General features: G+C 54.9%; 13 protein-coding genes. 7 read left to right on the plus strand and 6 right to left on the minus strand.

What is annotated here, in order from left to right:
* On the plus strand, window positions 1-371 hold a 371-nt coding region (locus ACR0C9_RS18435; protein ID WP_480781647.1), incomplete at its 5' end, for a carboxymuconolactone decarboxylase family protein.
* A 109-nt stretch (window positions 372-480) separates the two neighbouring features.
* Window positions 481-1,122, plus strand: a complete 642-nt coding sequence (locus ACR0C9_RS18440) for a LysE family translocator (protein WP_480781648.1) — start codon at window positions 481-483, stop codon at window positions 1,120-1,122.
* Between the two features lie 370 nt (window positions 1,123-1,492).
* Here ACR0C9_RS18440 and ACR0C9_RS18445 read toward each other — a convergent pair whose 3' ends face one another.
* Entirely contained in the window at window positions 1,493-1,717 is a 225-nt protein-coding gene (locus ACR0C9_RS18445; RefSeq protein ID WP_480781649.1) for a hypothetical protein, read from the minus strand.
* 73 nt (window positions 1,718-1,790) lie between these two features.
* Between ACR0C9_RS18445 and ACR0C9_RS18450 the strand changes: the two genes are divergently transcribed.
* Window positions 1,791-2,723: a GlxA family transcriptional regulator gene (locus ACR0C9_RS18450; RefSeq protein ID WP_480781818.1), complete on the plus strand. Its 933-nt coding sequence runs from the start codon at window positions 1,791-1,793 to the stop codon at window positions 2,721-2,723.
* 136 nt (window positions 2,724-2,859) lie between these two features.
* Here the strand turns inward: ACR0C9_RS18450 and ACR0C9_RS18455 are convergent, their stop codons facing one another.
* Together ACR0C9_RS18455 and ACR0C9_RS18460 are read right to left on the minus strand one after the other, a co-directional pair.
* On the minus strand, window positions 2,860-3,423 hold the full coding sequence (locus ACR0C9_RS18455) for an LOG family protein (protein WP_480781650.1): 564 nt from the start codon (window positions 3,421-3,423) through the stop codon (window positions 2,860-2,862).
* On the minus strand, window positions 3,420-4,595 hold the full coding sequence (locus tag ACR0C9_RS18460) for an MFS transporter (protein WP_480781651.1): 1,176 nt from the start codon (window positions 4,593-4,595) through the stop codon (window positions 3,420-3,422). The genes ACR0C9_RS18455 and ACR0C9_RS18460 overlap by 4 nt, the downstream gene beginning before the upstream one ends.
* 80 nt (window positions 4,596-4,675) lie before the next feature.
* Here ACR0C9_RS18460 and ACR0C9_RS18465 point away from each other — a divergent pair, with 80 nt between their 5' ends.
* Complete coding sequence (locus ACR0C9_RS18465; protein ID WP_480781652.1) at window positions 4,676-5,632, plus strand: GlxA family transcriptional regulator; 957 nt, start codon at window positions 4,676-4,678, stop codon at window positions 5,630-5,632.
* An 89-nt stretch (window positions 5,633-5,721) separates the two neighbouring features.
* Here ACR0C9_RS18465 and ACR0C9_RS18470 read toward each other — a convergent pair whose 3' ends face one another.
* Complete coding sequence (locus tag ACR0C9_RS18470; RefSeq protein WP_480781819.1) at window positions 5,722-6,666, minus strand: LysR family transcriptional regulator; 945 nt, start codon at window positions 6,664-6,666, stop codon at window positions 5,722-5,724.
* Between the two features lie 42 nt (window positions 6,667-6,708).
* Here ACR0C9_RS18470 and ACR0C9_RS18475 point away from each other — a divergent pair, with 42 nt between their 5' ends.
* Together ACR0C9_RS18475 and ACR0C9_RS18480 are read left to right on the plus strand one after the other, a co-directional pair.
* On the plus strand, window positions 6,709-7,692 hold the full coding sequence (locus ACR0C9_RS18475; protein ID WP_480781820.1) for an aldo/keto reductase: 984 nt from the start codon (window positions 6,709-6,711) through the stop codon (window positions 7,690-7,692).
* Between the two features lie 91 nt (window positions 7,693-7,783).
* Window positions 7,784-8,170, plus strand: coding sequence for a carboxymuconolactone decarboxylase family protein (locus tag ACR0C9_RS18480; protein ID WP_480781653.1), 387 nt, complete (start codon window positions 7,784-7,786; stop codon window positions 8,168-8,170).
* A 152-nt stretch (window positions 8,171-8,322) separates the two neighbouring features.
* Here the strand turns inward: ACR0C9_RS18480 and ACR0C9_RS18485 are convergent, their stop codons facing one another.
* Together ACR0C9_RS18485 and ACR0C9_RS18490 are read right to left on the minus strand one after the other, a co-directional pair.
* Window positions 8,323-9,417, minus strand: a complete 1,095-nt coding sequence (locus ACR0C9_RS18485; RefSeq protein ID WP_480781654.1) for a D-alanine--D-alanine ligase family protein — start codon at window positions 9,415-9,417, stop codon at window positions 8,323-8,325.
* Window positions 9,418-9,421: 4 nt separating this feature from the next.
* Window positions 9,422-10,588: an MFS transporter gene (locus tag ACR0C9_RS18490; RefSeq protein WP_480781655.1), complete on the minus strand. Its 1,167-nt coding sequence runs from the start codon at window positions 10,586-10,588 to the stop codon at window positions 9,422-9,424.
* A gap of 88 nt (window positions 10,589-10,676) precedes the next feature.
* On the opposite strand from ACR0C9_RS18490, the gene ACR0C9_RS18495 reads away from it, so the two are divergent.
* Entirely contained in the window at window positions 10,677-12,011 is a 1,335-nt protein-coding gene (locus tag ACR0C9_RS18495; RefSeq protein WP_480781656.1) for an aminotransferase-like domain-containing protein, read from the plus strand.
* Window positions 12,012-12,095: the final 84 nt, after the last annotated feature.

Genomic DNA, 12,095 nt, shown 5'->3' on the forward strand with positions numbered 1-12,095 from the left:
AGCGGGGCAAGGCACTGGCTGAAAGGCATAACCCCGGTTTGGAAGAGGCCCTAGAGGCGCGTTACGGCGCGCTTCTACCTGGAATGCCGCAAGACCTGATCAGTTTCGTCTATGGGCAACACTATGATCGACCTGGATTATCGCTTCGTGATCGCAGCCTTGCGACGATCTTCGCCCTTACTGCTTTGGGCGGTCAGACAGCCCCTCAACTTCGCATTCACATTGAGGGAGGGCTGAAAGCGGGTCTCTCTAAAACGAAAATCGCCGAAGCGATCTGGCAAATGTCATTGTATGGTGGCTTTCCAGCCGCCATCAATGCACTCAATGTAGCTCTGGACGTATTCAAGGAGCGCGACGAGGCTGGACAATAACCCCTTGCCAATACCTATGTGCCAAAAATGGTCGAATTCGCGTCGTAGACGAGGGCCGTTTCGAGCTGTACGAGTTTCTGGACGTTGATTTGCACAAACAGGCATTCTCATGGAACAAATCTACATCTATCTCCCAGGCATTCTTCTGGCATACTCCGTTTTCCTGGTTGGGGTGGCTAGTCCAGGGCCCAACATCCTTGCAATCATTGGTACGTCCATGAGCGTTGATCGCCAATCTGGGGTTTGGCTGCCACTCGGAGTGGCTTTGGGTTCGCTGACATGGGGGATGCTGACCGCTCTTGGCCTGTCTGCCCTTCTTGCTACCTACGCATCTGTATTGTTGGTCATCAAAATCGTCGGCGGAGTGTATTTGCTTTGGCTGGCCTACAAGTCCTTCAAATCAGCGGCTTCCGTTTGTGATCTGAGTGCCGGAGCCACAGATCAGCCAGAGAAATCTCCGACCCGTTACTTTCTAAGCGGCTATGCGGTTCAGATGACCAACCCCAAAGCCGCTTTAGCGTGGATTGCCACAATTTCATTCGGGCTTCAGCCGGGATCGCCTGTTTGGGTGGCCGTGGCAATTGTCGCTGGCATTTTTTTGATGTCGGTCATCGTCCATGTACTGTATGCCGTCGCGTTTTCTACTCCGCTGATGGTCGCGGCCTATAGTCGTTCCAGGCGGTACATTCAGGCGATGCTCGGCGTGTTCTTTTCCTTTGCCGGCCTAAAACTCCTGACAGAGAGATCATAGGTTCGAGCAAGCCTCATGGAGGATAGAAACAGTCACGCGTTTTGAGCCATCCGCACGAGATTCTGGAGCGCGGTGGCGGGCATAGTGCAGACCGGGATCACTATAGCCGGAAAGAAAACACGCGCGAAATCGGTAGAATGGTAGATCGCGAACCTGGCCTCGCATTGCCGGGATTCAGCTCAGCACCGTAAGATTGATGCCGAAAAAGGAAAATTGTGAGGCTAGTGCGGCTATGGGTTTTCAGGGATAGCTGGCCCGAACGTCCGCAGTGCATCGTCACGGCCAGACAAACGGGCGCTTTCCTTGTGCTGTCAACGCAAGAAGTTCGGGACGAAGCGGTCGATCATGGCTCAGCCGTGTTCTGCCGCCATCATCCCCATGAACTTAGACGCTGTATCTTTGGACATTCCAGCAGCTTCGAAGATTGCGGCGGTGAAACTAGCTGGATCTTCACGCCGCCATTACGTGCGGCCTCAAGGATGTCGGCCGCATGGCCTGATGCATCATCCATTCCTGAAAGGGCCATTTTGCTGTCTGGGAAGCTTGGGAAATAGTCGTTCTGAATATCGACCAAAATCAAGGCTGTTTGGGTCACGTTATTCTCCTATCGTTTGGTAGTGGTTCCGCTGTGTTTACAGCTTGGGGGCGGACCAATACCATTGGCGTATATGACAAACTCTGTGCCATATGCGCCAAGCGTTGCGATAATCGCATATGATGGCGTTCAGCAATCCGCCCTGCATGGGTTGGGTGAAGTGTTCGATGTCGCCAACAGGCACGTCGAAGAAGAATCCGGCCGGAAGATTCGTCATCAACTATTGAGCCCTTCCACGATTCGGGAGGCTTCCGGACTGAATGCCATCATACTGCCCCCGAACCTTATAGGGGCGAGAGGCGCGGGAGACCGGGACTTGCATAACTGGCTTCGGCGTCAGCATCTTGCAGGGACGATTATGTGCTCGGCATGTGCGGGGAGCTATTGGCTGGGCTACGCGGGCGTTTTGGACGGTCGTCCCGCGACAACCCATTGGGCGCTTGAAGCGAATTTCAGATCGGCTTTTCCCAAAGTGGACCTATACCCCGAACATATCCTGGTTGATGACAACGATGTTGTGACCGCAGGCGGCGTTATGGCCTGGGTGGATTTGGGAGTTCATCTGGTCGGACGTTGGCTAGGGCCGCAGGTCGTATCGCGGCTGTGTCGCCAGATGTTGATTGATCCTGCCGGGCGCGAACAGCAGGCCTACCGCAGTTTTCAGCCCAGAATGACGCACAAGGACGATGCGATCCGAGCCTTGCAGGTATGGATGGAGGGAAATGCTGCATCCGATTTATCGGTGAGCGCATTGGCACGCCGGTCAAGCCTTTCCGAGCGCTCCTTGCATCGCAGGTTCTTGAGTGGCACGGGCTTATCCGTGAACCGGTATGTTCAAGAGTTAAGAGTGGAAAAAGCAAAGGGTTTGCTGGAGTTGACCAATCTCTCGGTCACTCAAATCTGCTGGCAAGTCGGTTATCAGGATGTTTCGGCCTTCAACCGGGTTTTCAAGTCCCTTTCAAGCATCAGCCCGAGTGAGTATCGGCACCGCTTCAAACTCTGTTGACGCAAAACACCGTGGCGTGGCGGTAGCAAGTCGGAGCCAGAGCGCGAGATCGGCGGGGAGACAGATTGTGAACGAGGTCTCAGTTATTGATCTACTGCATATGTTGAAGGGATTGGGGCGGTTTTTTTCGATGCCTTCAGGCCCACTTCTGCTCAGGGGGATGATAGCCGCCCATCAAATCCAAAATCCGGTCGGGAGTATCGTTGAAAATCAATATGTCTAGGTATTCAGGTTTCATGAATCCCTGTTCCGTCATATGGGCGACTAAGGCCTGCATGTGATTGTAGAATCCGTTGATGTTCAGGAATGCTACTGGCTTTCCGTGTATTCCGAGCTGGCCCCACGTCCATTGTTCGGTGATCTCTTCGAGGATTCCCGCGCCGCCTGGCAATGCGACAAAGCCATTTGAAAGCTCAGACATTTTTGCTTTTCTCGTCGCCATGTCTGGCACGACATGCAGCTCTGTCAGTCCCGGATGCGAGATTTCGCGCTCTACCAGTGCCTCTGGCATTACGCCAATGACACGACCACCTGCTTGCAACGTGGCATCGGCAATCTGTCCCATAAGGCCAACCTTGCCGCCACCGTAGACCAACGTGATCGAGCGCTCTGCCAGAGCCGTTCCCAGGTCGATGGCTGCCTGAACATATTCTGGACTATTCCCGGTGCTGGAGCCGCAAAATACCGCTACCTGCTTCATGAAGCATATTCCTTTGTGCGATTGTTTGTTCGGAAGAGAACAAGACTGATTATCAATAATACTGGTCCCGAGAGACCGGCCAGACCAATCCATCCAATCCCGGCGTATAGCGCACCCGACAGAAGCGAAGCCGCTGAAGAAGAGATTGCCAGGATCGTGTCGTTTGCGCCTTGAATGAGTGGGCGTTCCTGATCCTTGAGTGCAGATTGCAGCAAGTGTGTGCCGCTTACGAAACCAAAATTCCAACCAACTCCGAGCAGGATGAGGGCGGTATAGAAATTCAGAAGCTCCAGCCCTGACACGGCAACAAGGGCCGAAAACAGGAGCAGGGCGATCCCGATGGCAGCAATGTGTCCCGCTCCAAAACGCTTGATGAGTGATCCGGTAAAGAAACCAGGGGCGAACATCGCCACTACATGCCAGCGGATCACGTCAGCAGCCTGGTCGTCCATAAAGCCACACCCGATCATCGCCAGAGGTGTTGGCGTCATCATCAGCACCATCGTCGCCTGCGATAGGGCGGCAATACCGATTGCCACGGCAAGTCTGGGATTTCTGGCAATGATGTCTCGGACAGTTGTAGAGGACTTTGGTGCCCGTTTTGCCTCAGCGTTTTGCATCTTGAGGCAAAGAACGGGAACAGCGCCCAATATTCCCAGAACTGCCATAGCTGCGTAGGCCCCTGCCAGCGGTGTTGGCGCAAGGGCATCCTTCGACCAGGAAAACAGCTCTGGGCCAATCAGTGCCGCAACCAACCCCGATGCCAAAGTAAAGGAAATGGCCTGCGGTCGGTGTTCTTCGGCTACCGCTTCAGAGGCTGCGAAGCGGAAATAGTTCACGCAGATCAGCGCCGCACCCAACGCGACATGGGCGAGACAGAGCAACATGAAGCTCTGAATCTGAAGTGCAAGAACAGCGAGAATAGCCCCTGAGATTAGCGCAACCGTCCCTAGCAAGAATCCTGCACGACGTCCAAAACGTCCCATGAACAGCGAAATGGGAGAGGCGACAGCTATCCCGGCAATCATTTGGGCCGATGGCGGTGCGGTGGCCAGCCAGCTTTGTGGGGCCAGCCAGGCTCCAGCGAGGCCGCCCAGGATAATCAGCATTGGCATCGCCGACCCAAGAATGACATTGCCTACAAGGATCAGGGTGAAGTTTCGGTTTAGCATCAACAGGTCCGATATTCAGGAGACGTAGTGCTTTTCTAACTGCTGGCAGTATTGGCGATAATGACATATTATCATCAATTATGGACAAAATACGCAGCATCGACATTCTACTCTTTGACGACCTGAACATCCTGGATGTTGCAGGACCTGTTCAGGCTTTCAGCTCTGCGAATGATGATGGCGTGAACCGTTATCAACTGCGCTATGTCTCGCTCGATGGCGGCGCAGTCACATCATCCTGCGGGTTGCGGCTTCAGGCAGATCAGGTGTTGGAGATTGAAGCCCATCATGACCTGCTGGTTCCGGGCGGCCGTGGTGTGGACCGTATGTTGCAGCGACCTGTACTACGTAAGATTCTGAGCGGTTGGCAGAGGTCTGGAAATGGTCAGAGAGTGATTTCAGTTTGTTCTGGGGCTTTGATCCTCGCCGACGCCGGGCTTCTGGATGGCCGATCTGCAACCACCCATTGGGGACGTGCGAAACAAGTCCGCGACCTTTTTCCCATGGTGAATTGGGTCACCAATGAGCTTTATAGAATTGATGATCTGATCTTCACTTCGGCGGGTGTCACATCGGGCATAGACTTGGCGCTGGAAGTCATTCGTAGGGATCACGGCTCAGCGGTCGCGTTGTCGGTAGCGCGGGAACTGGTGGTGTACCTCAAACGCAGCGGAGGGCAGAACCAGTTCGCCGACATCCTTGAGGCACAATTCACAGAAGACAGGGAGTTGGCCCGCCTGATCTCTGCTTTGCACGACAATCCAGGGGAAGAATGGACACTCGATCTAATGGCTGACGTTGCCGGACTGACTTCTCGTACTCTGGTGCGGCGCTTCTCCGCCATGACCGGCCATTCACCCGTGAAATTCCTGGAGCGTTACAGGGTAAAACGTGCCTCTGATGCTCTTAGCAGTGGTCTCCCTATTGGCAAGAGTATCGAAATTTCCGGTTTCAGAGACTTCCAGCAAATGCAGAGGGCATTCAAACGGCAGCTCGGAACAACCATTGGCAACTATGCTGAGAATTTTGCCAAATGATTAGATTGTAGCTGTTCGGAAGTTGATCTCAGCCTCGCGTAATGGCGCAAAAACGGTCCTTTCTGCTGGAAACAAAGACGGCTGGAATTCTAACCACCTAAACGAGCGCGATTCCTCTGCGCCAGATCGCGCAGAAATTCTGCGACGGCACGGACGCGGCGTGAGTGAACAAGATCGGAATGGGTGACAAGCCAGATCGTCTGATCGACGCCAAGCTCTGCGTTGAGGCACACAAGACCGCGCGGACGCGCCAGAAAATGCGGCAGGATCGCCAGGCCAAGTCCATTTTCACAAGCGACAAACTGTGTCGCCAACGAGGTCGTGACCAGCACAGGTGGGCGACCCTTTAACATGCGTTCAACCCACTGAGCGGCTGGAAGGTTCGCGTAGGCCTCGGACCAGGCAATGAAATCGTCTGTATCAAACGCGCTGGCATCTGATGCTGCGCCGCGAGCAGACACATAATCCACCGAGCCATAGAGGCCAAAGCCCAAGCGTCCCAATCTTTGCAGTGAGACGTTGCCCCGGTCAGGTTTCACCATTCTAAGGGCGATATCCGCATCACGCCGATGCAGGTTAACTGTGGATACGTCCGTCACAATTTCCAGCGATAAGTGTGGGTACTCTGCCTTCAATCGCCCCAGTTCCGGGATGATCAGGCCGGTTGCCAAATTCTCGGCTGTGGCCAGCCGCACGGTGCCCGCGACGGGTGCGTCGTGGTGCAGCCCGGAGGTTAGCGACAGGGCCGCTGCTTCCATCTCTTCCGCACGTTCAATCAGCGCCGCACCATCTGCTGTCAGACGATAGCCGGACTGGTGCCGCGTAAACACAGGTAGGCCCATCGCAGATTCCAACCGTTCGATCCGGCGCGAGACGGTGGCGATCCCGACCCCTATCTGCGCCACTGCTCCAGACAACGTGCCTGTACGCGCCACAGCCAGGAAAGCGCGGATGTCATCCCAGATCAGATCATGGTTGGAGTGCTTTCCGATTTTGGAAATCCTGTTTTCAAATTCACGGATGTTTATACAGATTTGAAAATGCCATCTCTTTGGTCAACAGACAAGGAGAGCGGCATGAAACAACGGACATTGGCGCAAGGTTTCGATGTATCGGCCATCGGCCTGGGGTGCATGGGCATGAGTGAGTTTTACGGCCCGCGCGATGACCAGATGTCGATGCGGGTCTTGAATGAAGCTGTAGATTTGGGGATCGGTTTTTTCGATACCGCCGATATGTATGGCCCGCATCACAATGAAGAACTGCTTGGTGCGTTCCTAGCAAATTCGAAAGCCCATCCGAAGATAGCGACCAAGTTCGGCATCGTTCGCAAACCCGGCGAATACCGACGCAGCCTGGATAACAGTCCGGACTATGCAAGGGCCTCCTGCGAGGCGTCATTGAAACGTCTCGGGGTCGAACGGATTGACCTCTACTATGTGCATCGGATCAACCGTGCGCAGGATATCGAAGACACGATGAGCGGCCTGTCGCGCCTGGTCGAGGAAGGAAAGATAGACCGGATCGGCCTGTGCGAGGTCAGCGCGGATACACTGCGCCGCGCACACGCAGTGCATCCTGTCACTGCTGTGCAGACGGAATACTCCCTATGGTCGCGCGATGTTGAAAAAGAGGTGCTGCCTACCTGCCGCGAGCTGGGGATTGGCTTTGTGCCCTATTCACCGCTTGGTCGCGGTTTCCTGACCGGGCGGTTCCAGATTGATCACGAATTTGAAGATGGAGATTTCCGCGCGTCTCTACCGCGTTTTCAGACAGAGGCAGCGACATCCAACAAGCGCATCGCCGACCTGGCACGCGTCATTGCAACCCGCAAGGAATGCACACCTGCGCAACTGGCGCTTTCCTGGTTGCTGGCCCAAGGCGATGATATCGTCCCAATCCCGGGCACAAAGAAAATCACATATCTGCGGGAGAACATGGCTGCCGCCGAAATCACCTTGAACGAAGAGGATTTGCAGGAGCTTGAGGATGGTCTGGCCACGCTTCCGGTATCTGGCGCGCGATACACCGAAGAAGGCATGAAAGGGGTCAATGTCTGAGCCAGAATCTAAGCGTAGGTTGTTGTTGCAGCCCGCATTGAATGGCAACCGAACAGCGCACCCCTGATCCCAATTCAAACAGAGACAAGATATGAAAAACGCATATGAGCGCGGCAAAGCGCTGACCGAAGAACATAATCCGGGCTTGGAAGAGGCACTTGAAGCTCGGTATGGCGCTCTTTTGCCGGGGATGCCCCAAGACCTGATCAGTTTTGTTTACGGACAACACTACAGTCGCCCGGGTCTAGCATTGCGGGATCGAAGTCTTGCAACGATTGCAGCGTTGACGGCTTTGGGCGGACAAACTGCTCCTCAGTTGCGCATTCACATCGAAGGAGGTTTGAAAGCGGGCCTAACCAAAGTCGAGATTGCCGAGACAATCTGGCAAATGTCGCTCTATGGTGGGTTTCCAGCGGCTATCAACGCGTTGAACGTAGCCTTGGATGTTTTCGAAGAGCAAAGCGGAACAGGAGAGTAACTCGCTGCCAATATCGGCCGTTTTCGCCGGTGACAGCAATGTATGAGTTTTGGCACATCCTGCAGTGCGGAGAAGGTCCGGAACGAGCCCACTCTTACCGTTGCTGCGGGAAGCGCGTGTATCCGCTTAGCAGAAAACTATTTGAAGCAATCTCATTGGTTTCGATTTTCATCCTCGAACCGCTTCAGCCCATGCGCAATCAATCTGTTGATAAGCTCTGGCCCGTCGATCCCGCTTGCGGCCATTAACCTCGGGTACATGCTGTTGTCTGTGAAGCCTGGCATTGTGTTCAGCTCGTTCACAACAACCTCAGCATCAGGACCCAGGAAGAAATCGACGCGAGCCATTGCGTCACACCCGGCTGCGTGGAAAGCCTCTGCGGCCATCACCCGGATCGACGCTTCCTCTTCCTCAGAGAGAGCGACCGGAGCGCTCAGTTCGGCCCCTTCCGGATCAACGTATTTCGCATCGTAGGTGTAGAAGTCGTGTTTGGCGGACGGAACAATCTCTCCCGGCCTGGAGACGAAAAGCGATCCATCTGCGTTTTCCAGAACTGCGCACTCAATTTCGCGGCTTTCTATGAATTCTTCCGCAAGCACCCGTTGATCATGTTGGAAGCCGGCTGCCAGCACAGTTTGGAACTCCTCATCGTTTGTAACTTTTCCTACGCCGACCGATGATCCTTGGGTGGCGGGTTTAAGGAAAACTGGAAGGCCCAACTTCCTTTTGACCAATTCAAAAGAGTCCGGACTGCCCCGATGGAGAACAATAGATCGTGCTACTGGTAAACCCGCTTCGCTCAGAAGTCGTTTTGTGATTTCCTTGTCTAGCGCATTTGCCGAACCCGAAATGCTGCAACCGACCAGAGGCACGCACAAGGTGACGATGGTCCCCTGTATCGATCCGTCTTCACCCCATTGGCCATGCAGCACTGGAAAAATTGCATCAATGGGAGCTAGTTGAGCAATTGGGGTATCTGCCTCCACGTTTAATAGGCGGCCCCGCCCACCTGGGACGGGAGCGATGCATGGTCCTTCAGTTGGTTTGGACAGTTGCCCCTCTTTAAAACTGCTGAGCCTCCAGCGACCGTCCCGTCCGATATAGACCGGCACCGGCTCATGTTTCGTGCGATCCATTGCTGACAATATATTCGTCGCTGAAAGGACTGAGACTTCGTGCTCATCAGACCGGCCACCAAACAGAACCATCACGCGCAGCCGCTTTCTATCTGTTGTGTTCGTCATCATGTTCTTATCCTGCATTGATTGCGGCCACAGAAGGTTCTGGCCTCCTGTCCCATACTAAGACGATGATCGCCGTCGCAGTGATCTGGGCCACCGCAAATACTGCCATTGCAGACAGAAGGCCGAGCATATCCGCAAGTGCGCCGCTGGCGACCACCGGAAGCGAGAAGCCGAAGTAAGCGTATACAAATAGCCCTGCCGTTGCGCGCGCCCGATCCTTCGGAGCACGCAAGGAGACCTCTGCCAGAGAGGCAAGATAAGTAAAGCCGTAGCTGGCCGCGCTGGTAATGCAGGTGCCGAGAAGAACAAAGGCCAGCACTTTCATCCAAACACCTGCCAGAAGAACCAGGAAGCCAAGCGGGATCAGAACGAAGCCGAGGGCAAGGGCACAGCCGTTGGTCATGCGCCGCGCAATCGGCTGACACAGAAAACCTACGAAAATCGCCAGAAAGATGACCAGGCCGGTCCACCCCCCGAGATTGTTCTCGGCCAGCTCCAGTGGAACAACTGCGATGGTCATCCCGGTTGTGGACCATGCCAGCGCCATAGCCGCCCCAAAGACCCATGTTCCAGTGGGGAACACCGGGAGGCGCAAAAGCGAAACCGGCTTTGGCTTGTCGACGCGGGGCAGTGCGAGGGCGATCACAGCTAGAACTGGAGCCATTGCGAATAAGGCAATATAGCTGGCCGGTAACAGCGTATGACCTTGCAGGCCGAGACTGATACCAGTCGCCAGTGCGCCGCCGCCAAAACCAAGAGACGTAGACGAAGTCACAATAAGGGCCGCATTCTTAGCACGGTCAGCACCCAGGATTTCTGTCATGTAGGCGGTTCCAGCTGTTGTCGCGAGGCCGGTGCCAGTCCCGAGCATGAAACGTGCGATCACCAAACTAATCCAGCTTGGGACTTGCACAAGTAGCGCTGTCGCCGTGGTGCCAAGGATCAGTGCCAAGGCAATCGGAAACCGCCGTCCAATCCGGTCCGAAAGACCTCCGAGCAACAACAGCGTCGGCATAAGCCCCCCAACATAGGCCGCAAATGCTATCGTTACGGCCGTCGCACCCACATTACTTTCCGCCGCATAGGCATCATAGAGAGGGGCCTGAAGATTTACGGCAAATGTCACAGTGAACAGACCAAGGGCGAGAAATGATACCGGGATTGCTTTGAGCATGGGTGGACCTCGGAGATTGACTTGAGATCGAAATGCCACGAAGAATAATGCATGACAATTTATCTATTGTACTAGATACAGTGAGAATATGAAGAAACCCAGATATGTGCGTTTGGCAGATGTGCTTTCCACCGCGATCCAGGATGGCAAGTTGGCTCCGGGCACAAAGTTACCGACACATCGAGCATTTGCGGAACAGGCTGGTGTAGCTCTCGCTACCGCAACCAGCGCTTACAGAGAACTTGAAAAGCGGGGCCTGATTATCGGCGAAACGGGTCGCGGTACGTTCGTGCGCGACCACGGATTGCCACCAACGCTCGGCGTTCAGCAAACTGCCACCGATGGCCTTGTTGATCTGATCTTCAATATGCCAGGCGCTGCATCTGATGCCGATATGCTTCGTACAGGACTCCGCCGACTCGCATCAGCGGGCGATCTTGAGGCGATGCTGCGCTATCAACCTCACGGCGGGCGAGCGCATGAACGCCGGATCATAGCCGAAAGCCTCGGCAGCATCCTCGGCCCCATTGATCCGGAATGCCTTCTGGTGACATCCGGCGGACAACATGGGCTGGCGACCATAGCTCTCGGGCTGTTTCGTCATGGGGAGGCAATCGCGACTGACACCATAACATATCCCGGCTTCAAATCCGTCGCGGCGCTGAAGGGTCTCGAACTCATTCCGGTCGAAGGCAGAGACGGCGTGATGAACCCGGATGAATTGGAACGACAATGCCGCGCGCGCAAGCTACGGGCGATCTATCTCATGCCGACAGTCCATAGCCCTTTAGGCACAGTCATGGATGATGCGACACGTCTGCGTCTGGTCGAAATCGCCTGCAAGCATGACCTTTTGATTATTGAGGACGCAGCCTATGCCTTCCTGGAGCCTGACCCACCGCCAAGCCTCATTTCCCTTGCGCCGGAGCGGACGGTTTATGTGGGGGGGTTCTCAAAAAGTATTGGGACGGGATTGCGCCTCGGATACGTGATTGCTCCTAAATCAAACATCGACAGATTACTTGAGGTTATCAGAGCGACGACCTGGAACGCTCCGGCTTTGATCTCCGGGCTGGTCACGGGCTGGATCGAAGACGGCACGCTCGCCAAATCCGAAAATACCAGGAAGCGGGATGGCGCAGAACGCCAGCAGATTTGTCGGACCGTTCTGGGTGAATCGGCTATTCTGGCGCATCGAAATGCAAGCTTTGCTTGGCTGCAATTCGAGAAGGGTATCAGAGCCGAACCTATTGTCACGCGCTTGAAGGAACGCGGCATCTCTGCGTCCGGAGCAGAGCCATTTGCTACCACGGTTGCTGTACCACAGGCACTTCGGCTTGCTTTTGGGGGTATTCCAATGGAGGAGTTGGAAGGGGTGTTTCAGATGGTTCGCTTTGCTGTCGAAGAGGCTTCAGGATCATAGGCACTACGGCGGACACAAACGGTCCTTTTAGCCGCCCTGCCGCGCCCCACGAACGATCAAACACATAAACCGGTCAAAAACCCC

This window comes from Ruegeria sp. C12, assembly GCF_056537745.1.